Origin of the sequence: Burkholderia sp. D-99 (assembly GCF_011605345.1) — a bacterium.
GTDB lineage: Bacteria > Pseudomonadota > Gammaproteobacteria > Burkholderiales > Burkholderiaceae > Burkholderia.
Window position 1 is genome coordinate 503800 of sequence record NZ_JAAOXM010000003.1, and the last position, 25806, is coordinate 529605.

Consider the following 25806-nt stretch of genomic DNA (forward strand, 5'->3'; position numbering starts at 1 on the left):
CGAGCCGGGCTGCGGCCGCATGCGGCGCGCGCGTAGAATGGCCGAAAGCGGCGGCAGCGGGCTGCCGCACGTGACACGATGCAACGATGAAGACGATTTTCTGTTTGCTGGCGGCCGCGCTCGTCTGCGCAGCCTGTGCGCAGGGTGGTGCGGGCGCGGCTGGCGAGCGCGGCGGCAGTATCGAGATGTACGGAACGATCGATCAGGGCATCACGGTGCGCCGCTGACCGGCGCCGGCCGCGTGCGCGCCGGGTACAGCCCCCGGCAGCCGCGCCATACGGGGCGCCCCGCGACGCGTTGCCGCAGTGCAACGTATAATCGGCCGATTACAGCGCCCCTGCCGCCTGGAGCCAACGCAATGTCCCAACCGTCCCCCGTACCGGCCGCCCTCGACCGCACCGAAACCGTATTCCGCTTCCTCGCCGAACCGTCGTCCGTGAACTTCGGCGGCAAGGTGCATGGCGGCGCGCTGATGAAGTGGATCGACGAAGTCGCGTATGCGTGCGCGGCCGTCTGGTCGAGCCGCTATTGCGTGACGGTCAGCGTCGGCAACATCCGCTTCCAGCGTCCGATCCTGGTCGGCAATCTGGTGGAGCTGAAGGCGCGCGTCGTTGCGACGGGCCGCACCAGCATGCACATCCATGTGTCCGTCCATGCCGGCGATCCGAAGGGCGGTGTGCTGCGCCAGACGACCGATTGCCTTGTCGTGTTCGTCGCGGTCGACGAGAACGGCAACCCGGTGCCGGTGCCGCCGTTCGTGCCCGAGACCGACGAGCAGAAGGTGCTCGCGAAATATGCGGCCGACGTGCGGGCCGCGCTCGACAAGATCGTCGAGATGAAACCGGAAGAAGTCGCGAAAGGCGCGGTTTGATCGCAGCGGGCGCCGCGCAGTTCGCGCCGCGCCCGTTGTACCGTTCCGAGTCGTACTGTTACCGCGACCCGATCATTTCCTCAGGGCGCACCCACGCATCGAATTCCGCTTCGGTCAGGTAGCCGAGCGCGAGCGCGGCGGCCTTCAGCGTCGTGCCTTCCTTGTGCGCCTTCTTTGCGATCTGCGCCGACTTGTCGTAGCCGATGTGCGGATTGAGCGCCGTCACGAGCATCAGCGATTCGTTCAGCAGCAGGTCGATCCGCGAGCGGTTCGGCTCGATGCCCACCGCGCAGTGGTCGTTGAAGCTCTGTGCGCCGTCGGCAAGCAGCCGCACCGACTGCAGCACGTTGTGCGCGATCATCGGCCGGAACACGTTCAGCTCGAAATTGCCGCTCGCGCCACCGACGTTGACCGCGACGTCGTTGCCGAACACCTGGCAGCACAGCATCGTCACGGCTTCAGACTGCGTCGGGTTCACCTTGCCCGGCATGATCGAACTGCCCGGCTCGTTTTCGGGAATCGACAGCTCGCCAAGCCCGCAGCGCGGCCCGCTCGCGAGCCAGCGGACGTCGTTCGCGATCTTCATCAGGCCGGCAGCAACCGTCTTCAGCGCGCCGTGCGCGAACACCAGCGCATCGGCGGCCGCCATCACCTCGAACTTGCTCGGCGCCGTCACGAACGGCAGCTTCGCGAGCCGGCCGATTTCATCGGCGACGCGCACTGCGAACTCCGGATGCGCGTTCAGCCCCGTGCCGACCGCGGTGCCGCCGAGCGCGAGTTCGTACAGGTGCGGCAAGGCCGATTCGACGTGACGGATGCTCTGGTCGAGCTGCGCGACGTAGCCGGAAAACTCCTGGCCGAGCGTGAGCGGCGTCGCGTCCTGCAGGTGCGTGCGGCCGATCTTCACGATGTCGGCAAATGCCTTCGACTTCGCGTCGAGCGTCGTGCGCAGCGTGCGCAGCGCCGGCAGCAGGTGGTTGACGATCGCGTACGCGGCCGCGACGTGCATGGCGGTCGGGAACACGTCGTTCGACGACTGGCCGCGGTTCACGTCGTCGTTCGGATGAACCTTGCGCGCTTCGCCACGCTCGCCGCCCATCAGTTCGCTCGCGCGATTCGCGATCACCTCGTTGAGGTTCATGTTGGTCTGCGTGCCGGAGCCCGTCTGCCACACGGCGAGCGGGAATTCGCGCGGATGCTTGCCGGCGATGATCTCGTCGGCCGCGTCGATGATGGCGTGCGCCTTGTCGTCGGCCAGCACGCCGAGCGACTGGTTCACGGCCGCCGCGGCGCGCTTGACGATCGCGAGCGCATGGATCAGCTCGGGCGATTGCTTTTCGGTCGAGATCCGGAAATTCTGCAGCGAGCGCTCGGTCTGGGCGCCCCAGAGCCGGTCGGCCGGTACGGCGATCTCGCCGAACGTATCGCGTTCCATCCGAACTGCTTCGTTCATGATCCACTCCTCCAGGAAAGGGGAAAGGCCGCGCGTCGTCGCGCGGCCTCAGACGTAATCAGACGTATCGTGAGGCGGCCGCGCCGCTTGCGCGGCGTCTCGAGGTCTTCAGCCGACTAGCATAGCGCCGGCCGGGATTTCGCGTCGTGTCGCGCTCAGTGCGGCGACGTCACGAGCGACGCGCTCTTCAGATGAAAGCGCCATGCCATCAGCACGGCCACGCTGGCGAGGCCGGCCGCGAGGCCCCACCAGAGGCCTCGGGCACCGAGGCCCACGTGGAACGCGAACCAGTAGCCGGTCGGGAAACCGACGCCCCAGTAGCCGAGGGTCGCCGCGAGCATCGGGATGCGCGTGTCTTTCAGGCCGCGCAGCGCACCCGATGCGACGGTCTGCGCGCCGTCGACGATCTGGAACACCGCGGCGATGCCGAGCAGCGACGCGGCGAGCGATACGGTGGCCGCGTTCGACGGATCGTCGAGGTTCAGGTACAGGCCGACGATCGCATGCGGCGCGACGACCAGCACGATGCCCGACAGCGTCATGAACGCGACGCCGAGGCCGAGTGCGACGAAGCCCGCGTGCCGCGCGGCGACGGGCGCCCCTGCGCCGACCCAGTAGCCGACCCGCACGTTGGCGGCCTGGCCGATCGCGAGCGGCACCATGAACGCCACCGACGCGACGTTCAGCGCGATCTGGTGCGCGGCCAGTGACGTCGCGCCGAGCACACCGATGGTCAGGCCGGTTGCGAGGAACAGTGTCGACTCGACCCCGTACGTGATCGCCACCGGCCAGCCGATGCCGATCAGTTCGCCCATCATGGGCAGCTTCGGGCGCGCGGCGGTGACGAAGTGACGGAAGCGTTGCCGGCCGTGCAGCAGCCAGATCAGTGCGAGCGCGGTGAGCCAGATCGTGATCGTCGTCGCGACCGCCGAACCGAGGAAGCCGAGGCGCGGCAGCCCGAACGCGCCGTGGATCAGCCCGTAGTTCAGCACGCCGTTGACGCCGACGCCGCCGACCGACACCCACAGCAGCCGCCGCGCCGCGCCGATCGCCGGCAGGAATGCGCGCATCAGCCCGACGCCGATCAGGCTGCCGAGCGCGGCGAAGCGCAGGATGCCGGTGTATTCGCCGACGTGATGCGCGAGCAATGGCGGCTCGTGGAACATCAGCAGGATCGGTTCGGACAGCGACAGCGCGATGATGGCCGGAATCGCGAGCAGCACGGACAGCGCGAAGCCGGTCCAGTAGATGTGCGGCACGCGCTCGTCTGCCTTGGCGCCGCGCGCGTGCGCGACGCTGACGCTGACCGACGACAGCACGCCTTGCAGCACGGTCACGATGACGAAGAAGAAGTTCGCGCCGAGCCCGCCTGCGGCGAGCGAATCGGGGCCGAGCGAGCCGAGCAGTACCGTGTCGGTGACGCTCATCGCCATCTGCGAGAGCTGCGCGATCGCGAGCGGCGCGGCGAGGCGCGCGGTATCGGCGGCATGACTGGACAGGGACGGCGGCGCGGCGGCCGTCCGCGTAAGACCGGAATGCGACATGGAATGGGCGCTCGCGCGGGTGCGGGCCCGCGCTCTATGTATTTATTTTGAGAGACGGCTAGCTTACGGCTTTATTCGAACCATGTCGAACGCGCGCGCCGATGGCCATGTCGCAGGCAGGGGGAACCGTCCGGCCTAGGCTTCGCGCACTGCAATGCGCGTGTCGCCGAGCAGGACGACCTGGCCCGCGCGGATCTTGCAGGTCTTGCGCAGTTCGACCGCGCCGTCGACTTTCACCGCGCCGGACGCGACGATCAGCTTCGCGGTGCCGCCGCTGTCCGCGAGGCCGGTGATCTTGAGAAGGTTGTGCAGCTCGACGTATTCGCCGGTCAGCGTGAAATCCAGGTTGGGCATGACGAAGAAGGTGCGCAATGCGCGGGAGGAATCGCCCCGCATCATACGGCACGACGGGCCGGCGCGCGAGCGCGGCCGGCTGCCGCACGCGGTTGTCAGGAAATGTGAGCCATTCGTCAGCAAATGAAACGGTGGGTAACAGTCTGAGAGATTCGAGAACCGGCCGTGCGGGCCGCGGGTCTTTTGTCGTACCTGCCGCGTGTTGCGGCGGGGGACGCAACGGACCGCATCGCTGGGGTCCGGGCTCACAACTTCCTGAGGAGAATTGCCATGTCCAAGATTCGTACGATGCTGATCGGTGCCGCGCTGACGGCGTTCGCCACTTCGGCCGCATTTGCCCAGACGGGCACGGCGGTACAGGGCGCAGCCGGTGCCGGCGTGCAGGCGCAGACGCCGGCGGCGGGTGTTGGTGCCGGCATGCAGGGCAGTGCGGGCGCGAACGCGTCGGGCAATGCGGCCGGCGGTGCAACCGATGCGGTCGGCGCGGCCGCCGACGGCGCGAAGGATACGTCGTCGTCGGCCGTCCACTCGGCCAAGAAGCACACGAAGCATGCCGCGAAGTCGGCCAAGAGCCATGTCGGCTCGGCCAAGGCGAAGGCCGGCGAAGCGACCGAAGGCGGCGCATCGGTGGGCGCGGAGGGCGGTGCATCGGCCCAGGGCGCCACGCAGTAAGCGGTGCCCGGCGCCGCGCGACGCTCGCCCCGGACGACGCGTCGCGACGGTGGCCACCCGACGTCCCGGTTCGCGTTACGCGAACCGGGACGTTTTCATGTGTTGATGCGCATGGGCGCGCCGTTACGGCCGGCGCTGTCCTTGCCCTTGTCCCGGACCCTGCGCCGGTCGCACGGCAGCCGGCGTGAATACGCTGCGTAACCACGCGGCGAGCCGCGCGAAGACGTCGTACGGCTCCTCGACGAAGATCTCCGGCTTCAGCAGCCGCAGGTATTCCATGATCTGCTGCGCTTCCTGCTTCTGGAACGAGCCGTGCGCGAGCCCGAGCCGCAGCAGCCCGCGCAGTTCGCCGAGCTTGTCGCGGGCGGTGCTGCCGACACTCATCTCGCACGCGAGCTTGGCCTCGTAGACCCGTTGTCGCAGCGATTCCGCGAGCCGCCACGCAGGCGTCTGCATCAGCTCCTCGAGCGCCTGGATGTCTTGCGCCGCCCCCTTGATCTGCGATGCGAGCGGGTCGATCAGCGACGGGTCGCCCTGCGCTTCGGCGACGATCGCTTTCGCCCAGTCGCGGCAAGCCTTCGCGAGTTCGTCGGGGGTCCATTCGGAGCGTGACGCGAAGCCGAAGCCGAATTCGCCGGCCTGTCGCATCAGGATCGCGACGACGTCCGGAAACTCCTTGTCGAGCGTGCGTTTTGCCCACGCGTACTGGCCGCCCTGCAGCATTCGCTGCACGGCGTGCTCGGTCAGCGGCACCATGTTGTCGAGCAGTTTGGCGCGCAGGAAATCCTCGAACGACGGCGTCGCGAACTGCGGGTCGAGTTTCAGCGACACGCGGACGAACGCGTCGTAGTCCTTGCGTAGGGACTCTAGCGTGTCGTCCTTGAGGGAAAGGGTGATCTGGCCCATGAATCGTCTCGATGGCGGCCCGCGCAAGCCGGCGGCCGGCACGGCGCACCGGGGCGGGCGCAGCGTCGACTGACCGGTGCGCGCCGAGGCCGGTGGCGGGTCTTCATTCCCTATATCGGCGTGCCGGGCGAAAACTTGAGTGCGCGTGACCGAGCGTGCGCTCAGGCGGGCAGCCAGTGGGGCAACACGACCCCTTGCCAGAAGAAGAACACCACGAGCCCCGCTGCGATCGTCACGAGCGGGCGGCGGGTTGCCGCCGACACGAGCACGGCCGCCAGCGCGCCGACCAGCTGCGGATTGCGCCAGGTCAGCTCGGCCGTGCCGCCGTGCGGCGAGACGGTCATCGGTACGATGATCGCGGTCAGCACGGTGACGGGCACGAAGCCGAGCGCGGTCCGCACGAGCGGCGGGAAGGTCAGCCGTTCGCCGAACAGGAACAGCGTCGAGCGGATCGCGTACGTGATGACGGCCATCCCGAGAATCAGCAGCGCGTAGCTCACGATGCGGCCTCCGTGCGCGAGCCGGCGCGCGTGCGTTCGTGCAGCAGCGTGAGTGCGACGCCGATCGCGACGCCGGCGGCGACCGCGCCGAGCAGTCCGAGCTTGTACGGCCAGCCCTGCCAGAAGTACGCCAGCGTGCCGGCCGTCACGGCCGCCGCGAAATAGCGCAGCGTGCCGAGCTGCGGGACGACGATCGCAATGAAGGTCGCCGCCATCGCGAAATCGAGGCCGAGCGACTGCAGGCCCGGGAACGCCGCGCCGAAACCGATGCCCGCGAGCGTCCAGACCTGCCAGTTCAGGTACATCGCGAGCCCCGAGCCGAAGAAGTAGTGGGGGCCGATCACGCCGGGCGGGAAATGCCGGTAGTGCGCATAGGCGACCGCGAACACCTCGTCGGTCATCAGTGCGCCGAGCGTCGCGCGCCAGCGCAGCGGCAGGTGCGCGACATAGGGCGCGAGCGTCGCGCTGTACAGCAGGTGGCGCAGGTTCACGATCAGCGTGGTCGCGAGCACGACGACGAAGCTTGCGCTGCCTGCGATCAGGCCGAGTGCGATGAACTGCGCGGAGCCCGCGAACACGGCGAGCGACATCAGTGCGCCATGCCACGCGGCGAGCGGGCCGCCGCCAACGAGCGTGCCGAAAATCACGCCGAACGGGGCGGCGCCAATCATCATTGGAATCGTGTCGCGCGCGCCGTCGAGCCATTCGTTGAATGGGCGGCGAGCAGGCGATGCGGGTGTCGGGTTCAAAGGGTGCTCCTCCATGAACGGGAGGATAGCGGGCAGGGGGTGTGCCGGCTTGTATGTTCTTGCGCTTGGGCGGCGAGCCGGCGCTTGCTCGCCTGCAGGCGCCGGCGGCATCGCGGTGGCGGGCCGGATGCTGCGCGTCAGCTCGCCTGCCAGCGCCCGGGCGGCACGCCGAACATGCGTTTGAAGTGCCGTGTGAAGTGGCTTTGGTCGACGAAGCCGCTGGCCGCCGCGACGTCGGCGACGGGCACGCCCGCGCGCAGCGGCGCCAGCGCGCGCTGCAGGCGCAACTGGTTGCGCCAGGCATGCGGCGGCATGCCGGTCGTGCGGGTGAACAGGCGCGCCGCGTGGAACGGCGACAGGCCGGCCGCCTGCGCGACTTCGTCGAGCGTCACCGTGCACATGAGATCGGCGGCGAGCCGCTCGCGCATCGCGTCGACGCGTGGTTCGTCCGCTGCGAGCGGCGCCGGTCGCGGCAGTGCGTCGGCATGGCGCACGATCAGCGTCGACAACGCATCGAGCATCGCCGTTTCGGCGGCGAGCGGATCGTAGATGCGCGGTGTGCCCGTCACCGGATCGTCAGCCGGCTGCCCGTGCGCCTGCGAGGGTAGTGCGCGCTCGCTGCCGGCCTCCATCATCCGGTGCGCCAGCGTGAGCCGGGCCGCCAGGTCGGCGTCGCGAATCACGTCGGGCGCAAACCACGGCGCGTCCTGCGGGCGGCCGGCGATCGCGCTGGTGAGTTCGCGGATGAATTCGACCGGCATGTAGCTGACGCGATAGCACCAGCCTTCGTCGGCAGCGCGCGAACCCGTATGCACTTCACCGGGATTGATCACGGGCACGGAACCCGTTTCGGCGACATAGCCGTTGCCGCGATAGGTGAAGCGTTCCGCGCCTTCGAGAATCACGGGGATCGTGTACGCGTCGTGCCAGTGGGGCGCGAACGTGTGGTCGCGATAGGTGGCCGTGACGAGATCCGCCTCCGGCAGCAGCGGCGTGCGCCAGTAGCGTGCGGAGTCTGGAAGGCGGGTGGCGGACATGATCGGGCGCGGAGCGGTCGAATCGTCAGTGTATCGCTCGCGCGCCCGGCAGGCGCGGGCTTTACTTGACCGGAATCGTCGTGCCGGCCGGCATCGGCACCGCGGTGACGGCGTTCTTCGGGCTGCCGCTGACGATGCGGTCGCTGTAGGTCAGGTAGACGATCGTGTTGCGCTTGGCGTCGACCACGCGCACGACGTGCAGGGTCTTGAAGATGAACGACATGCGCTCGCTGAACACGTCGGTCTGCTGCTTGAGCGGCTCCTTGAAGCTGATCGGGCCGACCTGCCGGCATGCGATCGACGCTTCGCTCGGATCCTCGGCGACACCGAGCGTGCCCTTGATCCCGCCGGTGCGGGCGCGCGACACGTAGCAGGTCACGCCGTTCACGACCGGATCGTCATACGCCTCGACGACCACGCGATCGGAGCCCGTGACGCGGAAATGGGTGTTGACGCTGCCGACTTCCTCCGCGTGCGCGAGCGGTGCCGCGGCGAACGCGGAAAGCAGGAGGGCGAGTGATGCTGAACGGAGGAGGCGGTGCTTCATCGACGGAACCGGATGCGAATGCGGGACAGAGACTCTAGCATGCGCGCGACCGGGCGATGAAAGCCGACAGGCGGGCCGGAAAAACAAAAGGCCCGTCGAATGACGGGCCTTTCGCTATTTGGCTCCCCGACCTGGGCTCGAACCAGGGACCTACGGATTAACAGTCCGGCGCTCTACCGACTGAGCTATCGGGGAATAAATCGGTACATCTGCTTGTTTGTCTACCAGCAAAAAGCCCGTCCACTTTCAACGGGCCTTTGCGTTTTTGGCTCCCCGACCTGGGCTCGAACCAGGGACCTACGGATTAACAGTCCGGCGCTCTACCGACTGAGCTATCGGGGAACAAACAACAACAGCAGAGAAAGGAGATTATATGGAGCGTTGATCAAGCCGTCAATACTTTTGGGCCGCGGCGCGCAAATTTTTTTGCGGCCGCTACGCGATCAGCGCTCGAGCAGGTGCAGCTTGTCCTGCACGTCCTTCCACTCGTCCGCGTCGGCCGGTGCCGGCTTGGTCTTCGTGATCGACGGCCAGTCCTTCGCCAGCTCGGCGTTCAGCGCGGTGAACTGCTGCTGGTCGCCCGGAACGTCTTCTTCGGCATAGATCGCATTGGTCGGGCACTCGGCGACGCACACGGCGCAGTCGATGCACTCGTCCGGATCGATGGCGAGAAAGTTGGGACCTTCACGGAAGCAATCCACCGGGCACACATCCACGCAGTCCGTGTATTTGCACTTGATGCAGCCTTCGGTCACAACGTGAGTCATTAAAACGCTCCTGCTTGGCGGTATATATGGGGTGGCGTTTGCGCCAAAACCGGCATTGTAACTGAAGCGCAAAACCCGCATGGCGTGGTCGGCTATCCGGCTTATATCGTTTCGTGATTAGTTTATGGCGGCCTGCCGAAGGGGCGCACCAACGGGGGCGCGTGTACCGTACGCCGGTACGGCGGCGCGACCGGAGCAGGGCGGCAGGCGGTTTCACGATGGTCGGGCCCGCATTCGGGTAACATGGCCGACAGACCGGGCGGCGCGCGGTGCGCCGGGGCCCTGTCACGATATTGGCGGTGCCGTAATCATGATCATCACTTCGCTGCTCGACACGGATCTCTACAAGTTCACGATGATGCAGGTCGTCCTGCATCACTTTCCTGCCGCAAACGTCGAGTACCGCTTCCGGTGCCGCACGCCGGGCGTCGATCTCGTGCCGTACATCGACGAGATCCGCGACGAGGTGCGCGGCCTGTGTGCGCTGCGCTTCATCGACGTCGAACTCGACTACCTGCGGCGGATGCGCTTCATCAAGAGCGATTTCGTCGATTTCCTCGCGCTGTTCCACCTGAACGAGAAGTACATCTCGATCACGCCGTCGCCGAAGGGCAACGGCGAGATCGACATCGTGATCGAGGGGCCGTGGCTGCACACGATCCTGTTCGAGATCCCGGTGCTCGCGATCGTCAACGAAGTCTATTTCCGCAACACGCAGCGCGAGCCCGACTATCGCGAAGGTCGCGAGCGGCTGTGCGAGAAGATCAAGCTGCTCGGCGCGAAGCCCGAGTTCGCCGACTGCAAGATCGCCGACTACGGCACGCGCCGGCGCTTCTCGAAGGTCTGGCACGAGGAGGTCGCGCTCACGCTGCGCGACGGGCTCGGGCCGCAGTTCGCGGGCACGAGCAACGTGCTGTACGCGATGCGGCACGACATCACGCCGCTCGGCACGATGGCGCACGAGTATCTGCAGGCGTGCCAGGCGCTCGGCCCGCGGCTGCGCGATTCGCAGATCTACGGCTTCGAGATGTGGGCGAAGGAGTATCGCGGCGACCTCGGGATCGCGCTGTCGGACGTCTACGGGATGGATGCATTCCTGAACGACTTCGACATGTACTTCTGCAAGCTGTTCGACGGCGCGCGCCACGATTCGGGCGATCCGTTCGAGTGGGGCGAGCGCATGCTGCGCCACTACGAGGCGAACCGCTGCGACCCGCGCACCAAGGTGCTCGTGTTCTCGGACGCGCTCGACATCCCGAAGGTCATGCAGTTGTACGAACGGTTCCGCGGCCGCTGCAAGCTCGCGTTCGGCGTCGGCACCAACCTCACGAACGACCTCGGCTACGTGCCGCTGCAGATCGTGATCAAGATGGTTCGCTGCAACGGGCAGCCGGTCGCGAAGCTGTCGGATACGCCGGGCAAGAGCATGTGCGACGACAAGGCGTATCTCGCGTACCTGCGCCAGGTGTTCGGCATCGCGCAGCCGGTCGAGGAAGACGCGTCGAAGTAAGCGTCGGCCGAACGGCCAAAGCTGCGTCGCGGTGAGGTCGGCCGGTATAATCCGACGGTATCGCCCGCCAACGTCACGAGGACCGTTCATGGACACTTCCGCTGCCCGTCGCCAGATCCTCGCGCGCATTCGCGCGGCGCAGGGGCGTGCGGCCGAACCCGATGCGGCCGAGCGCGACGGCGTTGCCGACTATCTCGCCCGTCATCCCGAGGGCCCGCGCCCGCCGATGCCGGCCGACCTCGTCGCGGCATTCGTCGACGAAGCCGCACGCCTGTCGACGACGGTCGACGAAGTCGCGACGCTTGCCGATGTGCCGGCCGCCGCGGCCCGCTACCTTTCCGCTCACGGCCTGCCGACGCAGGCCGTCGCGTGGCGCACGCTGGCCGATTTCGACTGGGCGGGCGCAGGCCTGTCGGTCGAATGCCGCAAGCCGCGCGACGGTGATCTGGTCGGTCTCACGGGCTGTTTTTGCGCAACCGCCGAAACGGGCTCGCTGGTGCTGCTGTCCGGCCCCGATACCTATGCGTCGGCCGGCCTGCTGCCGGAAACGCACATCGCGATCGTTCCCGCGTCGCGGATCGTCGCCGGTCATGAAGACGCATTTGCGCTGATCCGTTCGGAGCGCGGCGAATTGCCGCGCGCGGTCAATTTCGTGTCGGGCCCGTCGCGCACGGGCGATATCGAGCAGACCATCGTACTGGGCGCGCACGGCCCGTACCGCGTTCACGTGATCGTCGTACGGGGCGCATGACGCGCCCGCTGCATCCACTACCATTCGAACAAGGAAGTTCTGCATGAAACGACATGCCGCCTGGGCGGGCATGGCGTCGGGGATCGCGCTTGGCGCCGTTCCCGCGCTTGCATCGGCCGCAACGCTCGACGGTGCCACGCTGTCTGCACTCTGGGGTATCCCGTTCGCCGGGATCCTGCTGTCCATCGCACTGTTCCCGCTCGTCGCCCCCGTGTTCTGGCATCACCACTTCGGCAAGATCGCGGCCGGGTGGGCGGTGCTGTTCCTGATTCCGTTCGCGTTCGCGTTCGGCGCGGGCACCGCGTTCGGCACGCTCGTGCATGCGCTGCTCGAGGAATACATTCCGTTCATCGTGCTGCTCACCGCGCTCTATACGGTCGCGGGCGGCATCTGCGTGAACGGCAACCTGCATGGATCGCCGAAGCTCAATACCGCGATCCTCGCGCTCGGCACGCTGCTCGCGAGCGTGATGGGTACGACGGGCGCCGCGATGCTGCTGATCCGGCCGCTGCTGCGCGCCAACGACAACCGCAAGCATGTCGTGCACGTCGTGATCTTCTTCATCTTCCTCGTCGCGAACGCGGGCGGCTCGCTGTCGCCGCTCGGCGATCCGCCGCTGTTCCTCGGTTTCCTGAACGGCGTGAGCTTCTTCTGGACGACCACGCACCTCGCGCTGCCGATGCTGTTCATCTGCGTCGTGCTGCTGACGCTGTTCTTCGTGCTCGATACGTACTTCTACCGGAAGGGCGGCGAGGAGCGGCCGGCCGCGCTCGACCCGACACCCGACGGCGCGGCGCTGTCGATCGACGGCAAGATCAACTTCGTGCTGCTCGCGGCCGTGATCGCGCTCGTGCTGATGAGCGGCATCTGGAAGCCGGGCATCACGTTCGACGTGTGGGGCACGCACGTGGCGCTGCAGAATCTCGTGCGCGACGTCGCGCTCGCGGGCGTGACGCTCGCGTCGCTCGCGCTGACGCCGCGTTCCGCGCGTGAAGGCAATGCATTCAACTGGGCACCGATCGAGGAAGTCGCGAAGCTGTTCGCGGGGATCTTCGTGACGATCGCGCCGGTGATCGTGATCCTGCGCGCGGGCGCGGACGGTGCGTTCGCGCAGATCGTCCATCTCGTCACGGGGCCGGACGGCAAGCCGATCGACGCGATGTACTTCTGGGCGACGGGCATCCTGTCGTCGTTCCTCGACAACGCGCCGACCTATCTGGTGTTCTTCAACCTCGCGGGCGGCGACGCGCAGGCGCTGATGACGACGGGTGCATCGACACTTGCCGCGATTTCCGCGGGCGCGGTGTTCATGGGCGCGAACAGCTATATCGGCAACGCGCCGAACTTCATGGTGAAGGCGATCGCGGAGTCGCGCGGCGTGAAGATGCCGAGCTTCTTCGCGTACCTCGGCTGGGCACTCGTGATCCTGGTGCCGGTGTTCCTGCTGACGTCGCTGATCTTCTTCCCGGCGTAACCTGACAACTTTCAACCCTGCGCGGGCGATCCCGGTGGCGCGACGCGCACCGCGAGCGGCTCGCGGCATACGGAGATGGCGATGCAGAAGATCCTGGTCGCGCGTCCGATCTTCCCGGACGTGATCGAACGGCTCGAGCAGTATTTCGAAGTCGACTGGAACAACGGCGACGCGCTTGCGCCCGATGCGCTCGCCGCGCGTCTCGCCGACAAGGACGGTGCGCTGACGGCTGGCGACCCGGTCGGCGTGGCGGTGCTCGCGGCGGCCCCGCGCCTGCGCGTCGTGGCGAACATGGCGGTCGGCTACAACAACTTCGACATGGCCGCGTTCAATGCGGCGAACGTGCTCGGCACCAACACGCCCGACGTGCTGAACGAGTCGACCGCCGATTTCGGCTGGGCGCTGATGATGGCCGCAGCCCGCCGGATCGCCGAATCCGAGCACTGGCTGCGTGCCGGTCACTGGCAGAAGTGGGCGTACGACGGCTTCCTCGGCTCCGACATTTACGGGTCGACGCTCGGCGTGATCGGGATGGGCCGCATCGGCCAGGCGCTCGCGCGCCGTGCACGCGGCTTCGGGATGCAGGTGATTTATCACAACCGGTCGCGGGTCGCGCCCGAGATCGAGGCTGAGCTGAATGCCGAATACGTGTCGAAGGATGCGCTGCTCGCACGTGCCGATCACGTCGTGCTCGTGCTGCCGTACACGCAGGAGAACCACCACACGATCGGCGCAGCCGAACTCGCGAAGATGAAGCCTACCGCGACGCTGACCAACATCGCGCGCGGCGGGATCGTCGACGACGCGGCGCTGGCCGCCGCGCTGCGCGACGGGACGATCGCCGCGGCCGGCCTCGACGTATACGAAGGCGAGCCGACCGTGCATCCGGCGCTGCTCGAGGTGCCGAACGTCGTGCTGACGCCGCATATCGCGAGCGCGACCGAAAAAACGCGCCGCGCGATGGCGAACCTCGCCGCCGACAACCTGATCGCCGCGCTGGGCGAGGGGCCGCGCGCGGGGCGGCCGCCGAATCCGATCAACCCAGACGTGATCGGGAAGCCGCGCGCATGATGACGACGTTGTTGCTTGCGGCGGTCGTCGTGCTGGCCGTCGCGCTTGTGGTGGCGATCGTCGCGCTCGTGCGTGGCGGTGGCCGCCACGACGATGTGGCGGTACTTGGCGACCAGATCGAGGACGCCGCGCATGCGCAGGCGCGTGCTGTCGAGCGGCTAGAACGCGAATTGCGCGGTGAAATCGTCGAGAACGCGCGCGGTTCGCGCACCGAGCTGGCCGGCAGCTTTGCGCAACTTCAGCAGACGCTCGCCGCGCAACTGACGAGCGTGGCGACGGTGCAGAACAACCAGATCGAGGGCTTCGCGCAGCAGCTCGGCAAGCTCGTCGCCGGCAATGCGCAGCAGTTCGACGCGATGCGCGAGAGCCTGCAGCGTCAGGCGCAGCAGGCGCGCGAGGAGCAGACGGGCGCGCTCAGGCTGTTCGGCGACACGTTGAACCGGCAGCTCACTCAACTGACCGAGGCGAACGACCGCCGGATCGGCGAGGTGCGCGCGACGCTCGAGCAGCGACTGAAGGAAATCGAGACGAACAACGCGGCGAAGCTCGAGGAGATGCGCCGCACCGTCGACGAGAAACTGCACGCGACGCTCGAGCAGCGGCTCGGCGAATCGTTCAAGCTCGTGTCGGACCGGCTCGAGCAGGTGCATCGCGGGCTCGGCGAGATGCAGACGCTCGCGGCGGGCGTCGGCGATCTGAAGAAAGTGCTGACCAACGTGAAGACGCGCGGCACCTGGGGTGAAGTGCAGCTCGAGGCGCTGCTCGAGCAGATGCTGACGCCCGAGCAGTACGCGAAGAACGTCGCGACGGTGCCGAAGAGCAGCGAGCGCGTCGAGTTCGCGATCCGGCTGCCGGGGCGCGATGCCGGCACGCGCGACGCGCCGCCCGTGTGGCTGCCGATCGACGCGAAATTCCCGCGCGAAGACTACGAGCGGCTGATCGACGCGCAGGAGCGTGCCGATGCGCCGGCGGTCGAGGAAGCGGCCCGCGCGCTCGAAGCGCGCGTGCGGCTGGAGGCGCGCACGATCGCCGAGAAGTACGTCGCGCCGCCGCACACGACCGATTTCGCGCTGTTGTTCCTGCCGACTGAAGGGCTCTACGCGGAGATTCTGCGCCGCCCCGGCCTGACGGATCTGCTGCAGCGCGACTATCGCGTGACGGTCGCGGGGCCGACGACGCTCACCGCGCTGCTGAACAGCCTGCAGATGGGGTTCCGCACGCTCGCGATCGAGCAGCGCTCGAGCGAGGTGTGGCAGGTGCTCGGCGCGGTAAAAACGGAATTCGGCAAGTTCGGCGACGTGCTCGCGCGCACGAAAGCGCAGCTCGAAACGGTCACGCGCTCGATCGAGTCCGCCGAGCAGCGTACGCGCGTGATGAGCCGCAAGCTGAAGCAGGTCGAGGCGCTGCCGGGCGATGCGGCGGCCGGGCTGCTCGGCGCGGAAGGTAGCGACGGCGCCGATGCGGACGACGCGTGACGCGCGCGGCCGCACCAGCCGGAACGAAAACGGGCGCCGCGGCGCCCGTTTTTTCATGAAGCGATTGCCGGTGCGGCCGCCGTGCGCTCAATGTCCGGCGAGCGTCTCCAGCGCGTCGCCCGTCACGCGGACGATGCGCCAGTCGGGCAGCACGGTGGCGCCCATCTTTTCATAGAAATCGATCGCCGGCTGATTCCAGTCGAGGACCGACCATTCGAAGCGCCCGCAGCGGCGCTCGACGGCCAGCGCCGCGAGGTGACGCAGCATCGCGGTGCCGAGGCCCGTGCCGCGCTGCGACGGCTGCACGTACAGATCCTCGAGATAGAGGCCGCGACGGCCGAGGAACGTCGAATAGTTGTGGAAGAACAGCGCATACGCGACGATCGCGCCGTCATGTTCGGCCACCCGCGCTTCGGCGGCGGGGTGTGCGCCGAACAGCGCGTCGGCGAGATCGGCTTCAGTCGCGACGAACAGATCCGTGAGCTTCTCGAACTCGGCCAGCTCGCGCATCAGCGCGAGGATCGCGCCGACGTCGCGCGTTTCGGCCGCGCGGATCTGCGGCGTGCCGCTCACGCTTCCTCCGGCGGATCGGAGAGCACGATCTCGATGCCGCCGAAGCGCGATGCGACCCAGTTGTACGCGTGGCACGCGATCCACAGCAGCACGAAGCCGAGGATGGCGTTCAGCAGCAGCGCGCTCAGGATCGTGCTCAGTTCGACCATCCCGTAGCGGACGTACGCGACGAGAATGCCGAGCAGCACGATCGGCACGCTGAATGTCAGGTAGACGAGGATCAGCGCCTTTGCGGTCTGCCCCGCGGCGATCGACGAAATTTGTTTCTTCATGTGCGGATTGCCCCCGTAGAGATATACCGATAGTGGAATTCAGATCAGGCCGTCGAGCGGCAGGATGTCGACCGGGGTGCCCGCGTCGACTGCCGCGGTATCGTGGCCCAGGACGATGAAACAGTTGGCGGCCGCGAGGCCGCTCAACGATGCGGAACTCTGCGAACCGGCCGGCGTGACGTGCCAGCGGCCGTCGGCGGCGCGCGTCGCGATGCCGCGCAGGTATTCGGTGCGGCCGGGGCGCTTCTTCAATGCCTGCGTGCTGAGTGCCGCGTACATCGCCGGCGTCGGCGTCTGCGCACCGGCCAGCGTCAGCAGTGCCGGGCGCACGATCGCGTAGAACGTGACAGCCGACGCGACCGGATTGCCGGGCAGCCCGAAGAACAGCGCGTGACCGGCGCCGCCTGTCGCACGTGCGAGCGTGCCGCAGGCGAGCGGCCGGCCGGGCCGCAGCGCGAGGCTCGCGAACGTCACGTCGCCGAGTTTTGCCATCACGTCGCGCGTGAAGTCGGCTTCGCCGACCGATACGCCGCCCGACGTGATCACCGCGTCGGCTTGCGCGGCGACGGCGCCGCGCAATGCGGCTTCGAGCGCGGCCGGGTCGTCGCGGACGATCCCGAGGTCGATCGCGTCGACATGCAGTCTTTCGAGCATCGCGATCAGCATCCCGCGATTGCTGTCGTATAGTGCGCCGGGGCCGAGCGGCTCGCCGGGCTCGCGCAGTTCGTCTCCGGTGGAGAACACGGCGACGCGCACGCGCCGGCGCACCGCGACCTCGGTGATGCCGAACGACGCAAGCAGCCCGAGATCGGACGGACGCAGGATACGGCCCGCGGCGAGCGCGCAGGCACCGTGCGCCAGATCCTCGCCGGCCTTGCGGCAGTTTGCACCGCGCGCGATGTCGTGCGCGGCGAAGCGGATCGTGTCGCCGTCGACGCGCACGCGTTCCTGCGGAATCACCGTGTCGCATCCCGCCGGCATCGGCGCGCCCGTCATGATGCGCACGCATGATCCGGCCGCCACGACGCCGTCGAACGGATGGCCGGCGAGCGCGATACCGCTGACCGTCAGCGCGACGTCGGCTTGCGGCGATGCGTGCGTACCGGTGCTGCCGTCGAATGCATAGCCGTCCATCGCCGAGTTGTCATACGCGGGAATGTCGAACGGCGCGTTCACGTCGGCCGCGAGCACGCGGTCGAGTGCATCGCGCAGCGTCACCGTGTCGCACGCATCGACCGGCACCGCGAAGCGGCACGCGAGTGCCTGCGCGTCGGCGAGCGACAGCGGGGCATCGGAATCGGGTGCAGTTCGGGAGGCGGGCGAGGATTGCGTGATCATCAGTCGGACTGCGCCGCAAGGCGTATCGGGTTCGTGGCCGGTGGCGCGAGGAGGGTGCCTGGGCGCGGGTTTCGCGTGCGGCGGGCGGGAACCGCACGGGCGCCGTCAGCGGCGGGCCAGCGTGGCGAGTTCCTGCCAGGAGTTGGCATTGTAAAACGCACGCTCGTCGTGAAACTCGACTTCGACCGTCTTGTGGCGTGCGTACCACGCACGCACCTTGCGGTCGCCGGCCGCGAGCCGGGCGGCGAGATCGTCGGCCAGCGACGTGCGCAGCAGCGCGAACGTCGGCTGCGGCGAGCGCGCCTGTTGCGCGTCGACCGTCACCGCCATTGCGATGTCGGCCTGCTGAGCGTCGAGCGCCGAGTGCAGCCGCGCGACGAGGTCGGTGGGCAGAAAGGGCGTATCGCATGGCGAGCATGCGACGAGCGGCGCGCGTGCTGCCCGCATGCCGGCGAGCAGGCCCGCGAGCGGGCCGGGGAAGTCGGGCGTTTCGTCCGCGACGATGCGCGCGTCGAACGGTGCGCCGAGTTCGGCATAGCGATCGGCATGGCGATTCGCGCTGATCAGCGTTTCGTCGACCTGTGGCGAGAGCCGGCGCAGCACGTGCAGCGCGAGCGGCGTGCCGTCGAGCAACTGCAGGCCCTTGTCGACACCGTCCATGCGCGTGGCACGCCCGCCTGCAAGCAGCAGACCGGCGATCGAGGGAGAGGCGGAAGCGGGCATCGTGAGGAAGCGGGAAGGGTAGCGTGCGTCAGCCGCCGATATACGACATCTCGACACGCTTGCCGGCGCTGTCGGGTGCGGCGTCGGCAGACGCACTGCCGCGCAGTTGCGAATAACGGTCGGTGCGAGCCTGCCAGATGCGGGCGATCGCGGTCGCGATCTCGGCGTCGCTCGCGCCGCCGCGCACGAGCGCGCGCAGGTCGTGGCCCGTCGACGCGAACAGGCACAGGTACAGCTTGCCTTCGGTCGACAGCCGCGCGCGCGTGCAGTCGCCGCAGAAGGCCTGCGTGAGGCTCGAAATCACGCCGATCTCGCCGCTGCCGTCCGCATAGCCCCAGCGCTGCGCGGTTTCTGCCGCCGTGTGCGGCTCGAGCGGGACGAGCGGGAAATGTTCGGCGATCCGCGCGATGACATCCGCCGACGGCAGCACCTCGGTCATGTTCCAGCCGTTCGACGTGCCGACGTCCATGTATTCGATGAAGCGCAGGACCACGCCGGTGCCGCGGAAACGCTCGGCCATCGGCAGGATCTCGCTGTCGTTGGTGCCGCGCTTCACGACCATGTTCACCTTGACCGGCGCGAGGCCCGCGGCCTGGGCGGCGAAGATGCCGTCGAGCACGTCGGCGCTCGCGAACTCGGCATCGTTCATGCGCTTGAACAACGTATCGTCGAGCGCGTCGAGACTGACCGTCACGCGCGTGAGCCCGGCGTCCTTCAGGGCGCGCGCCTTGCGTGCGAGCAGCGAACCGTTGGTCGTGAGCGTCAGGTCGAGCGGGCGGCCGTCATGCGTGGTCAGGCGTGCGAGGCGCTCGATCAGGAATTCGAGATTCTTGCGCAGCAGCGGCTCGCCGCCCGTAATGCGGATCTTCTCGACGCCGTGTGCGACAAAGAGTCGCGCCACGCGTTCGATTTCCTCGTGCGTGAGCAGCGCGCTGTGCGGCAGGAACGGGTAGTCCTTGTCGAAGACCGCGCGCGGCATGCAGTACACGCAGCGGAAGTTGCAGCGATCCGTCACCGAAATGCGCAGGTCGCGCAGCGGCCTGGCGAACGTGTCGGCCAGCGTGCCGTCCGGGGCTTGCGCGACGCCGGAGACGTCCGGCATCCCGCTGACGTCGGCGAGAGGAATGATGCGTCGGGACATGTTGAAAGAAGTGCGAACCAGACCTCTATTTTAGCCGCAAGCGGCCGGCTGGTCCGGTGGGCGGAAACCCGCAGCGCGGACATGAAAAAGCCCGCCGGAGGCGGGCTTTTCCTGGTCGGGCGATGCGCCGTTTTATTGGTGCGTCGTTTCGACCTGCTGCATCGGGGCCGTATCGGCCGGCGGCAGCGCCTTGCGTTCACGCGGCACGCGGGCCTGACGCGGGAGTTGCGACGCGGCTTCCTGCGCAGCGGCGAACTTGTTGGCGTCCGTGTTCACCCAGACGAGGCCGGCTTGCTCCAGCACGACATCCAGGCTCGCCGAAGCGGGCGCGGCTGCCGGTTGCGCGGGAGCTGCTGCCGGTGCCGGTGCTGCGACGGCCTCGACCGGCGCAGCTTCGACCGGTGCCGGCGCGACAGCCACCGGAGCGGCTTCGGTCGCCACGGTCGGTGCGGCTTGCGCGACGGTCGCGGACTGCGGTGCCTCGACAACGGCCGGGGCCGCAGCCGGGACTGCCGGCACTTCGAACGCGTCGGTCGGCGAAACCTCGACCGGAGCCGGGCCGGCTTCGGTGACGACGGCCGGTGCAACCGGTGCCGGTTCCACTGCCTGGACGGCGACGGCCGGCTCGACCGGAGCAGCTTCGACAGGGGCCGGTGCCGGCTGGGTTTCGACAGCGGCCGGTGCAGCATGCTGCTCGACGACTGCTTCCACGACGACGGCGCTTGCCACGGCCGCGACGACTGCCGGTGCCGCCGTGTGGGCCGGTTCGACAGCAGCCGGTGCTTCCGGCGTCACGGCTTGTACGGCTGCTTCGCCGTCCGCGCCTTGCTCGGCCTGGTCGATGAGTGCACCGTCTTCGTCGCGCTCGCGACGACCGCCGCGGCGGCCGCGGCGGCGGCGACGACGCTCTTCGCCGTCACGCGCGCCGGCTTCCGCATCGGCTGCCAGGTCGGCGCCGGGCAGGGCCTCTGCAACGGCCTTGTCGTCTTCCGGTTCCGGATGGTTTTCACCGCGGTTGACGGTCTCGAGCGTGGCCGCATGCTGGGTCGGCTTGCGGCGCTCGCCGCGCTCGCGACGCTCGCCGCGTTCCTGGCGCTCGCCACGGCCGGTTGCCTCGACGGCTTCCGGCTGCTCGGCACGCTCGCGCGGTTCGCGGTTCTCGCGCGGTTCACGCGGCTCACGGCTTTCTCGCGGCTCGCGCGGTTCGCGGCCTTCGCGCGGGCCACGGCCCTCGCGACCTTCGCGGCCCTCACGACCTTCGCGGTTTTCGCGACCTTCACGCGGCTCGCGACCCTCGCGCGGCTCACGGCCTTCACGCGGTTCGCGTACTTCCTTGCCTTCGCGTTCCTGGCGTTGCGGCTGGCCACGGCCTACTACTGCCTGGTCGCGGCCGCCTTGCGCCTGCTGCGCGCCGCCACGACGGTTGCGATTGCGATCGCCGCCGCGCTCGCCGCGTTGCTCGGACTTCTCGGCGCGTTCGCCACGGGCCGGACGGGCTGCCTGCTCCTTCGTCGGTGCCGGAGCAACCGGTGCGGGCGCCGGAGCCGGCGCCACGCCGAACAGGCCCTTCAGCCAGCCGATGAAGCCACCGCTTGCCGGCGCGACAGGCACGGGCGCGGCAACGGGTTCGACCGGGCGCTGTGGTGCCGGGCTCGGGGCCGGACGCTCGGGTGTGATGCCCTTGACCGCGGCTTCCTGCTTCGGCTTCACTTCCGCCGTGCGCTTGCTGTAGCCGGTTTCCGACTCGAGTTCGCGGGCCGCTTCCTCGGCCATCTTCCAGGACGCGCGCGGATCGTCGAGACGTGCGTCGTCGTGGCGCAGGCGCTCGAGCTTGTAGTGCGGCGTATCGAGGTGCTTGTTCGGGATCAGCACGATGCCGACCTTGAAGCGCGACTCGATCTTGTTGATTTCCTGACGCTTTTCGTTGAGCAGGAAGGCAGTCACCTCGACCGGCACCTGGCAGTGGATCGCCGCGGTGTTTTCCTTCATTGCTTCTTCCTGAATGATCCGCAGGACCTGCAGTGCGGACGATTCGGTATCGCGGATGTGGCCGGTGCCGTTACAACGCGGGCAGGTCACGTGGCTGCCTTCCGACAGGGCCGGACGCAGGCGCTGGCGCGACAGTTCCATCAGGCCGAAACGGGAGATCTTGCCCATCTGCACGCGCGCGCGGTCATGCTTGAGCGCGTCTTTCAGGCGCTGCTCGACTTCGCGCTGGCTCTTCGCCGATTCCATGTCGATGAAATCGATCACGATCAGGCCGCCGAGGTCGCGCAGGCGGAGCTGGCGGGCGACTTCGTCGGCGGCTTCGAGGTTCGTACGGGTTGCCGTTTCCTCGATGTCCGCGCCCTTGGTCGCGCGCGCCGAGTTCACGTCGATCGCGACGAGCGCTTCGGTGTGGTCGATCACGATCGCGCCGCCCGACGGCAGCGGCACCGTGCGCGAGTACGCGGTCTCGATCTGGTGCTCGATCTGGAAGCGGGAGAACAGCGGCACGTCGTCGTGGTAGCGCTTCACCTTCGCGACGTTGTCCGGCATCACGATATCCATGAATGCACGGGCCTGATCGTGAATTTCGTTCGTATCGATCAGGATTTCGCCGATATCGGGCTGGAAATAGTCCCGGATCGCGCGGATCACGAGGCTCGATTCCAGGTAGATCAGCATCGGCTGGCCGGCGTTGCCGCTTTGCGACGCCGCTTCGATCGCGCGCCACAGTTGCAGCAGGTAGTTCAGGTCCCACTGCAGTTCTTCGGCGCTGCGGCCGATGCCCGCGGTACGGGCGATCATGCTCATGCCGTCCGGAATCTGCAGTTGCGCCATCGTTTCGCGCAGTTCCTGGCGCTCATCGCCTTCGATCCGGCGCGACACGCCGCCGCCGCGCGGGTTGTTCGGCATCAGCACCAGGTAGCGGCCGGCGAGCGAGATGAAGGTGGTGAGGGCGGCGCCCTTGTTGCCGCGCTCTTCTTTCTCGACCTGAACGATCAGTTCCTGGCCTTCGCGCAGGGCATCCTGGATGCGCGCGGAGCGCATGTCGATGCCTTCCTTGAAATACTGGCGGGCGACTTCCTTGAACGGCAGGAAGCCGTGGCGGTCTTCGCCGTAGTTGACGAAGCACGCTTCGAGCGACGGCTCGATGCGGGTGATGACACCTTTGTAGATATTGCCTTTGCGCTGTTCGCGCCCGGCTGTCTCGATGTCGATGTCGATGAGCTTCTGCCCGTCAACGATGGCGACGCGCAGCTCCTCCTGCTGCGTCGCATTGAACAGCATGCGTTTCATGAACGACTCCAGGCGGCTCCGCTGCCGGCGCCTCGCGGTTGTCAGTCGCGAGGGCGGGAACGACGGCAGGCCGCACCTTGTTGTGTTGTCACAAGCACGCTGGAGCGGGAACGATGGCGGGGAGAATTGCCTGAAGAGGCGCTTGGGCCCGAAAGACGGGGCCGGCGGCCGTAGGGCACCTGCGAATACGGTTTCAAAGCACGGCGTTCACACACCGCACGCTGCAAAAGCGCGCTAAGCCTGAGTCCGGGCATTGCCACGGGCGCGCGCAATGCGTCGCGCGCGCCGACGGGCGGCAGATGCTGCGGCTTGGGCCGCAGCGGGGAGTATCGAATCCAGCCCGACTTTCCCGCTTGGGGTGTACTTCCCTGGTTTGACGTCGCCAAGTCCCGCACGCTTCGCGGAACCAAATCGGGCGCAACGCCGTAATTTTCGCAACCGGCAGCCTGCGGACGCACTTCGCGCCGTCGGGCTGCCGATCAAATTCTTTTCAACCAACTTTCCGTTACCGCGGCGCCTTGCCGACCGAATCCGCCTGTGGGCGCGATCCTTGCCGACGGGCAGCGCCGTGCGTGCAACTTGCTGCATCTCTTTGATCAGGGGCGAGCAGTAGACCCCCGGCGCAAGTAAAATAACGGTTTCCGCTTGCGCCTTGCCCGACTCGGTCGGGGCCGGCCGGTCAGGCCACCCTCAACGTCAGGCTGGGCAAAATTATATTCAGTATGAATGAGTTAGGCAAAATATCCCAGAATTCAGTCGCAAGCGGCCAGGTATCGATGATCGAGATCGACGAAAACTCGGCCGGTCAGCGGATCGACAACTTCCTGTTGCGCGTCTGTAAAGGCGTGCCGAAAAGCCATATTTACCGGATTCTCCGCAGCGGCGAAGTGCGCGTGAACAAGGGCCGGATCGATGCGCAGTACCGCCTGGCCCTGGGCGACGTCGTCCGCGTGCCGCCCGTGCGGGCGGCGGCGGCGGACCTCGCGCGCGCCGACACGCCGATCGTGCCGCCCGCGAATTTCAACGTGCTGTACGAGGACGACGCGATGCTCGTCATCGACAAGCCGGCCGGGGTCGCCGTCCACGGTGGCAGCGGCGTCGCGTTCGGTGTGATCGAGCAGATGCGCCAGGCGCGCCCGCGCGCGAAATTCCTCGAACTCGTGCACCGGCTCGACCGCGAGACGTCCGGGATCCTGATGCTCGCGAAGAAGCGCACGGCGCTGGTGGGCCTGCACGAGCAGATTCGCGAGAACCGCATGGACAAGCGCTACTTCGCGTGCGTCCACGGCGAATGGCAGTCCGACTGGGGCCGCCGGCGCGCGGTGAAGGCGCCGTTGTTCAAGTATTCGACCCCGGAAGGCGAGCGCCGCGTGCGCGTGCAGGACGACGGGCAGCCGTCGCATACGGTGTTCAACCTCGTCGACCGCTGGCCCGACTACGCGCTCGTCGAAGCGGAACTCAAAACGGGTCGGACCCATCAGATCCGTGTGCACCTCGCGCATCTCGGCCTGCCGATCGCCGGCGACGCCAAGTATGGCGATTTCGCATTGAACAAGGCGCTGGCGCGCGCGAATGCGCAGCCGTCGTTGAAACGGATGTTCCTGCATGCGTACCGGCTGCGGCTCGCCCACCCGCTGACCGGCGAGGCACTGCAGTTCGATGCGCCGCTGCCGGACGAATGCCGGCGCTTCCTCGACCAACTCAGCGCACTGCGCGATACCGCCTGAACCGCATGGCTCGACAGCAATTTGACCTGATCGTCTTCGACTGGGACGGCACGCTGATGGATTCGACTGCGCACATCGCGCACAGCATCCAGGCGGCATGCCGCGATCTCGGCCTGCCCACGCCGTCCGACGAGGCGTCGCGCTACGTGATCGGCCTCGGCCTGCGCGATGCGCTGCAGATTACGGCACCGACCCTCGATCCGTCCGACTATTCGCGGCTCGCCGAGCGCTACCGCTATCACTATCTGCTCGACGACCAGCGCATCGAGCTGTTCGCCGGCGTGCGCGAACTGCTCACCGAGCTGCGCGACACGGGTTATCTGCTCGCGGTGGCAACCGGCAAGGGCCGGGTCGGGTTGAACCGCGTGCTCGACCAGTCGAAGCTGACGAGCGTGTTCGATGCGACGCGCTGCGCGGACGAGACCTTCTCGAAACCCCATCCGGCGATGCTGCAGGAGTTGTGCCGGGAATTGGGGCAGGACCTGTCGCGCACCGTGATGATCGGTGATACGACGCATGACCTGCAGATGGCCGCGAGTGCCGGAGCGGCCGGCGTCGGCGTCGCGTACGGTGCGCACACGGCCGATGCGCTGGCTGCGCTCACGCCGCGCTTCGTCGCGCCGGACGTCGGCGCGCTGGCCGAGTGGCTGCGGGCGCACGCATGAGTACGGTGCCGGACGCCATGCGCGTGTGCGCATCGGATGCCCTAGCCGACGGCGGTGCCGGCGTGCGCGTCGACGCGACGCTGCGCGGCGAGCAGGCCGTCGTGTTTTTCGTGCGCTACGAGGGGCGCGCGTACGGTTACCTGAACCGCTGCGCGCATGTGCCGATGGAGCTCGACTGGGCGGAAGGGCAGTTCTTCGAATCGTCGGGCCTCTACCTGATGTGTGCGACGCATGGCGCGATCTACGAGCCGAACACCGGCAAGTGCGTCGGCGGCCCGTGCCGTGGCGGCCGCCTGCGGCCGGTCGAGGTCGACGAGCGCGACACGGCCGACGGGCGTGCGGTATTCTGGGTGCCCGACGCCGACCTGCGTCCCGCCGTTCCCGCCACGACCGACTGACGACAA

26 protein-coding genes and 2 tRNA genes are annotated in these 25806 nt (G+C 67.8%); 11 read left to right on the forward strand and 17 right to left on the reverse strand.

The annotated features are described in order from the left end of the window. Positions 1-86: 86 nt before the first annotated feature. Positions 87-227, forward strand: coding sequence for a hypothetical protein (locus tag HAV18_RS16375; protein ID WP_163008963.1), 141 nt, complete (start codon positions 87-89; stop codon positions 225-227). A 131-nt stretch (positions 228-358) separates the two neighbouring features. Further along, positions 359-871, forward strand: a complete 513-nt coding sequence (locus HAV18_RS16380; RefSeq protein WP_012328135.1) for an acyl-CoA thioesterase — start codon at positions 359-361, stop codon at positions 869-871. 58 nt (positions 872-929) lie between these two features. Here the strand turns inward: HAV18_RS16380 and fumC are convergent, their stop codons facing one another. From fumC to HAV18_RS16395, 3 genes are all read right to left on the reverse strand, one after another. Further along, positions 930-2324: a class II fumarate hydratase gene (fumC, locus tag HAV18_RS16385; RefSeq protein WP_166957568.1), complete on the reverse strand. Its 1395-nt coding sequence runs from the start codon at positions 2322-2324 to the stop codon at positions 930-932. A gap of 155 nt (positions 2325-2479) precedes the next feature. Beyond that, a complete protein-coding gene (norM, locus tag HAV18_RS16390) occupies positions 2480-3868 on the reverse strand; it encodes a multidrug efflux MATE transporter NorM (protein WP_166957570.1) in 1389 nt (462 codons plus the stop codon). A 135-nt stretch (positions 3869-4003) separates the two neighbouring features. Continuing rightward, positions 4004-4222 (reverse strand): RNA-binding S4 domain-containing protein, encoded by a 219-nt coding sequence (locus HAV18_RS16395; RefSeq protein ID WP_006486208.1) that lies wholly within the window; start codon positions 4220-4222, stop codon positions 4004-4006. A 270-nt stretch (positions 4223-4492) separates the two neighbouring features. On the opposite strand from HAV18_RS16395, the gene HAV18_RS16400 reads away from it, so the two are divergent. After that, positions 4493-4894, forward strand: coding sequence for a hypothetical protein (locus HAV18_RS16400; protein WP_166957572.1), 402 nt, complete (start codon positions 4493-4495; stop codon positions 4892-4894). 123 nt (positions 4895-5017) lie between these two features. Here the strand turns inward: HAV18_RS16400 and HAV18_RS16405 are convergent, their stop codons facing one another. The 8 genes from HAV18_RS16405 to fdxA form a co-directional block, all read right to left on the reverse strand. Beyond that, positions 5018-5800 carry a DUF4088 family protein gene (locus HAV18_RS16405; RefSeq protein ID WP_166957574.1) on the reverse strand — a complete coding sequence of 261 codons (783 nt, stop codon included), beginning with the start codon at positions 5798-5800 and terminating at the stop codon, positions 5018-5020. 161 nt (positions 5801-5961) lie between these two features. Further along, the gene (locus tag HAV18_RS16410) at positions 5962-6300 is read right to left on the reverse strand and encodes an AzlD domain-containing protein (protein ID WP_128846180.1); all 339 of its coding nucleotides are present in this window, start codon (positions 6298-6300) and stop codon (positions 5962-5964) included. Further along, complete coding sequence (locus tag HAV18_RS16415; protein ID WP_166957576.1) at positions 6297-7064, reverse strand: AzlC family ABC transporter permease; 768 nt, start codon at positions 7062-7064, stop codon at positions 6297-6299. Before HAV18_RS16415 ends, HAV18_RS16410 begins: the two co-directional genes overlap by 4 nt. Before the next feature lie 122 nt (positions 7065-7186). Then, a complete protein-coding gene (locus tag HAV18_RS16420; protein ID WP_166957578.1) occupies positions 7187-8086 on the reverse strand; it encodes an AraC family transcriptional regulator in 900 nt (299 codons plus the stop codon). A 61-nt stretch (positions 8087-8147) separates the two neighbouring features. Continuing rightward, positions 8148-8633, reverse strand: coding sequence for a CreA family protein (locus tag HAV18_RS16425; protein WP_166957580.1), 486 nt, complete (start codon positions 8631-8633; stop codon positions 8148-8150). Between the two features lie 119 nt (positions 8634-8752). Continuing rightward, positions 8753-8828: transfer RNA gene (locus tag HAV18_RS16430), tRNA-Asn, on the reverse strand. A gap of 71 nt (positions 8829-8899) precedes the next feature. Continuing rightward, positions 8900-8975 (reverse strand) — tRNA-Asn (locus tag HAV18_RS16435). A gap of 101 nt (positions 8976-9076) precedes the next feature. After that, positions 9077-9400 (reverse strand): ferredoxin FdxA, encoded by a 324-nt coding sequence (gene fdxA, locus HAV18_RS16440; RefSeq protein WP_011351384.1) that lies wholly within the window; start codon positions 9398-9400, stop codon positions 9077-9079. Positions 9401-9710: 310 nt separating this feature from the next. Between fdxA and pncB the strand changes: the two genes are divergently transcribed. The 5 genes from pncB to rmuC all read left to right on the forward strand — a co-directional run bounded on the left by pncB (position 9711) and on the right by rmuC (position 15681). Next, on the forward strand, positions 9711-10910 hold the full coding sequence (gene pncB / locus HAV18_RS16445) for a nicotinate phosphoribosyltransferase (protein ID WP_166957582.1): 1200 nt from the start codon (positions 9711-9713) through the stop codon (positions 10908-10910). 88 nt (positions 10911-10998) lie between these two features. Continuing rightward, positions 10999-11661, forward strand: a complete 663-nt coding sequence (locus HAV18_RS16450) for a lactate utilization protein C (RefSeq protein ID WP_166957584.1) — start codon at positions 10999-11001, stop codon at positions 11659-11661. 43 nt (positions 11662-11704) lie between these two features. Continuing rightward, on the forward strand, positions 11705-13135 hold the full coding sequence (locus HAV18_RS16455; RefSeq protein ID WP_166957586.1) for a sodium:proton antiporter: 1431 nt from the start codon (positions 11705-11707) through the stop codon (positions 13133-13135). A gap of 81 nt (positions 13136-13216) precedes the next feature. Continuing rightward, positions 13217-14206, forward strand: a complete 990-nt coding sequence (locus HAV18_RS16460) for a D-glycerate dehydrogenase (protein WP_166957588.1) — start codon at positions 13217-13219, stop codon at positions 14204-14206. Further along, complete coding sequence (gene rmuC / locus HAV18_RS16465) at positions 14203-15681, forward strand: DNA recombination protein RmuC (RefSeq protein ID WP_166957590.1); 1479 nt, start codon at positions 14203-14205, stop codon at positions 15679-15681. The genes HAV18_RS16460 and rmuC overlap by 4 nt, the downstream gene beginning before the upstream one ends. An 87-nt stretch (positions 15682-15768) precedes the next feature. Here rmuC and HAV18_RS16470 read toward each other — a convergent pair whose 3' ends face one another. The 6 genes from HAV18_RS16470 to HAV18_RS16495 all read right to left on the reverse strand — a co-directional run bounded on the left by HAV18_RS16470 (position 15769) and on the right by HAV18_RS16495 (position 23010). After that, entirely contained in the window at positions 15769-16254 is a 486-nt protein-coding gene (locus tag HAV18_RS16470) for a GNAT family N-acetyltransferase (RefSeq protein ID WP_166957592.1), read from the reverse strand. Beyond that, complete coding sequence (locus tag HAV18_RS16475) at positions 16251-16526, reverse strand: hypothetical protein (protein ID WP_006401288.1); 276 nt, start codon at positions 16524-16526, stop codon at positions 16251-16253. Before HAV18_RS16475 ends, HAV18_RS16470 begins: the two co-directional genes overlap by 4 nt. A 39-nt stretch (positions 16527-16565) precedes the next feature. Continuing rightward, positions 16566-17864 (reverse strand): gephyrin-like molybdotransferase Glp, encoded by a 1299-nt coding sequence (glp, locus tag HAV18_RS16480; RefSeq protein WP_166957594.1) that lies wholly within the window; start codon positions 17862-17864, stop codon positions 16566-16568. Between the two features lie 105 nt (positions 17865-17969). After that, positions 17970-18587, reverse strand: a complete 618-nt coding sequence (gene mobA / locus HAV18_RS16485; RefSeq protein ID WP_166957596.1) for a molybdenum cofactor guanylyltransferase MobA — start codon at positions 18585-18587, stop codon at positions 17970-17972. Positions 18588-18615: 28 nt separating this feature from the next. Further along, positions 18616-19728: a GTP 3',8-cyclase MoaA gene (gene moaA / locus HAV18_RS16490; RefSeq protein ID WP_166957598.1), complete on the reverse strand. Its 1113-nt coding sequence runs from the start codon at positions 19726-19728 to the stop codon at positions 18616-18618. A 132-nt stretch (positions 19729-19860) separates the two neighbouring features. Then, on the reverse strand, positions 19861-23010 hold the full coding sequence (locus HAV18_RS16495) for an Rne/Rng family ribonuclease (protein ID WP_166957600.1): 3150 nt from the start codon (positions 23008-23010) through the stop codon (positions 19861-19863). A gap of 722 nt (positions 23011-23732) precedes the next feature. Here HAV18_RS16495 and HAV18_RS16500 point away from each other — a divergent pair. The 3 genes from HAV18_RS16500 to HAV18_RS16510 are packed head-to-tail and all read left to right on the forward strand — an operon-like array spanning position 23733 to position 25800. After that, complete coding sequence (locus HAV18_RS16500; RefSeq protein WP_166957602.1) at positions 23733-24737, forward strand: RluA family pseudouridine synthase; 1005 nt, start codon at positions 23733-23735, stop codon at positions 24735-24737. Positions 24738-24742: 5 nt separating this feature from the next. Beyond that, positions 24743-25402 carry an HAD-IA family hydrolase gene (locus HAV18_RS16505; protein WP_166957604.1) on the forward strand — a complete coding sequence of 220 codons (660 nt, stop codon included), beginning with the start codon at positions 24743-24745 and terminating at the stop codon, positions 25400-25402. Further along, on the forward strand, positions 25399-25800 hold the full coding sequence (locus tag HAV18_RS16510; RefSeq protein ID WP_166957606.1) for a Rieske 2Fe-2S domain-containing protein: 402 nt from the start codon (positions 25399-25401) through the stop codon (positions 25798-25800). Before HAV18_RS16505 ends, HAV18_RS16510 begins: the two co-directional genes overlap by 4 nt. Positions 25801-25806 lie beyond the last annotated feature (6 nt).